The sequence below is a fragment of the Lacinutrix chionoecetis genome (assembly GCF_053604665.1).
Genome location: NZ_JBSHNQ010000045.1, coordinates 1 through 2,901, shown reverse-complemented (window position 1 = coordinate 2,901; position 2,901 = coordinate 1). Strand labels below are relative to the sequence as shown.

Sequence of the window (2,901 nt, the reverse complement as noted above, 5' to 3'; positions counted from 1 at the left end):
GTGGCGTAAATAACCATGTTTGGATACTTGTTCATTACCTGTACCAGATTGTCCAGCTCAAAGGCTGCTGGTGCGGTTATGTTAGATTTATCGAAATCGAAATAAATAGGCTTAAGTACTACTCGTTCCTGCTCAATAATTTTCTCGATTGGGTCTAAAGCAATGTCTACCATTACTTCTTCTTCGTTACTTCCTGCGATTGCAAGTTTGTTACTCTCGTAACCGTCCATAGTAACCTGTAACTCGGTATCTGTTTCGCATTCTATAATATATTCTACTCTACCTTCCACATCTGTGGTTTTAGTAGATAATACATTACCCTGGCTGTCTACCAAAGAGGCTGTTGCTCCTGCTATGGTTGTTTTGGTTTTGTTATCTTTTACTGTGGCTACGATTAGCACATCACAAAGTGGTTGTATTTTTTTAATTTGATAAATATCATCATCGCCTTTGCCTCCATCTCTGTTTGAAGAGACAAAACCTTCGCCTGTGTCTTCGTTTATAGAGAATGCAAAATCATCGCCATTAGAGTTTATAGGTATTCCCACATTTCTAATAGGTGCTAATTTACCATCAACTTCTTTGGTGTAAAATACATCCATACCTCCAAGCCCTAAATGCCCTATTGAAGAAAAGTAAAGGGTATTGTTACTGCTAATGTATGGGAACATTTCTTGGCCTTCGGTATTTACTTTTTGTCCCATATTTACTGGTGTGCCTACCTGCCCACCATTGCCTATACTGGCTTTGTAGATATCGAATTTTCCAAAACCTCCTGGCATATCGCTGGCAAAATAGATGGTTTTGCCATCTGCACTAACGCTTGGGTTTTTTATAGAGTAGTTTCTGCTGTTAATTGGTAAGGCTTCTATTTTAGAAAACTTATCGCCTGTTTTTGTGGCTTTAAATAAGTGTAATACACTGTATTTTGTGTTAGACAGCGAATCTTTCTCGTAGATGTCTTCAAAGAAACTTTCTCTTGAGAAGTAGACTGTTTTACCGTCTGGTGAGAAGGACATTAATCCTTCATGGTATTTGGTGTTCATGTCATCGCCCAGCATGGTTTCGTTTTGGTAAGTACCATCTTCGGCTAAGGTGAATGAGTACATGTCTAAAAACGGCTGGTCATTCCAACCATAGGTTTTTCTGGCACTGTTTCTTGCGGAAGCTATATATAGCTTTCCGTCTTTTAATGTCCCTCCAAAGTCTGATACTTTAGAGTTAACGTCCATATTTTGAACGTTAAATTTCTTTCCGCGTTCTAAAATTTTTGGAAGATAATCTGGATTGGCCATAAACATAGCGGCTCTGTCATCGCTTGGTCGCATGGAAGCAAACTTACGCATCTGCTCGTTTGATGCTTCGTATTTTCCGTTAGCTTTTAGCATTTCGGCATATTTGAAGATCATTTCTGGTTCTTGTGAGCTTTCTAAGGCTTTAGCAAACCATTTTTCGGCTTCTGTTGTACTGAATATATTGTAATTAGCTTCGGCTAAACGGCCATAAACGTAAGGACTGCCTTCGCCTTTTTCTACAAGTTTGTTATAAGCTTCGGCTGCTTCTACAAATTCTAATTTTGCAAAGTGTTTATCGGCACTTTTTGTTGCTTTTGTTTGTGCGCTCACGCTAAAGCTAATTAGCATGACAAGTGTTATCAATAGTTTTATGTGTTTCATCTGGTCGTGTCTTTTGTGTTAGCTTATATGATTAGAAATAACGTGGTGATCTTGATACTTTTCTTGGTAGATTGATATCGAAGTTTACAAATATCTCATGTGAGGCATCGGTAACGACATCTAATTCTGATTGAATAGCGTCGTAAGCATAACCTATTCGTAATGCTGGCGAAACAATAAAGTTTATCATGCCACTAAAGGAATCGTCTAATCTGTAACCGGCTCCTATTTCTACAACATCGTACATAAACAGGTTAAGGTTAACATCGTAACTTACTGGTGCATCGAAGGCATACTTTAATAAGGCGTGTGGCTTTAATTTAAAGTTTTCTGATAAATCGAATACGTAACCTGCGGCTGCAAAAAGGTGTTCGGTTTCAGAACCTATCTTTCTTCCGTTTAAGTCTAAATGGGTACCATTTAAAATGTTTGGCATCGAGGCTGAAATGTACCAACGGTTGGGTTGGTATAAATAAACTCCTGCGCCTACATTGGCTGTGGTTTCATTAACGTCTTGTGAGAAAAAAGGATCGCCTGCATCTATGGTGTCTATATTGGCTAACCCTATGTCATGGAAGGTGGCTCCTGCTTTTAATCCAAAGGCTAATTTAGTACTGCTGCCTACCGGTAAGGTGTAGGAGAAGTCTACATAGGCATTGGTTTCGTTTACTGGGCCAACTTCGTCACTTATAAGCGATAGCCCTAAGCCTACACGATTGCCCACTGGTGCATGTATGGCTAAGGTTCCTGTGCTTGGTGAGCCTTCTAATCCTACCCACTGGCTGCGGTATAGTGCGCCTATAGATACGCTTTCGCTGGATCCTGCATAGGCAGGATTGATTACGTTCATGTTATACATGTATTGGGTATACTGTGGGTCTTGTTGTGCTTGTACTCCTATAACTACAAGGAATGCGATATATAGTATGTTCTTCATTTGTTTAATGTTGGTTTCTTGTTAGTTTTAGTTACTTTCTCTGTTAATATAGACCCAAGCGGCTTTGGTTTTGTTGCCTTGGTAGTTCATTACATAATAATAGGTGCCTACTGGTAACTCATCGCCATCTAACGATTGTCCACGCCACTCGTTGGTGTAATTAGCCTTCTCATAAACTTTAACGCCGTTTCTATTAAAGATGGTTAAAGTTTGTACATCGTAACTGCTTAAATCGAAGGTGTCGTTTAAACCGTCGCCATTTGGTGAAATACCTTGTGGGATAATACA

General features: G+C 39.4%; 3 protein-coding genes. All 3 read right to left on the bottom strand.

Annotated elements, in window-relative coordinates; translation table 11 throughout:
* Nucleotides 1–1,676, bottom strand: a 1,676-nt coding sequence (locus ACVC43_RS00305) for an OmpA family protein (RefSeq protein ID WP_452222577.1), incomplete at its 3' end; no start/stop codon positions are given.
* A 31-nt stretch (nt 1,677–1,707) separates the two neighbouring features.
* On the bottom strand, nt 1,708–2,613 hold the full coding sequence (locus tag ACVC43_RS00300) for a PorP/SprF family type IX secretion system membrane protein (RefSeq protein ID WP_452222576.1): 906 nt from the start codon (nt 2,611–2,613) through the stop codon (nt 1,708–1,710).
* Between the two features lie 27 nt (nt 2,614–2,640).
* Nucleotides 2,641–2,901: gliding motility-associated C-terminal domain-containing protein (locus ACVC43_RS00295; protein ID WP_452222575.1), on the bottom strand; the 261-nt coding region annotated here is incomplete at its 5' end.

Coding starts and splice junctions, on each gene's coding strand:
- ACVC43_RS00300 (WP_452222576.1), bottom strand. CDS start 2,613: ATGAAGAACATACTATATATCGCATTCCTTGTAGTTATAGGAGTACAA.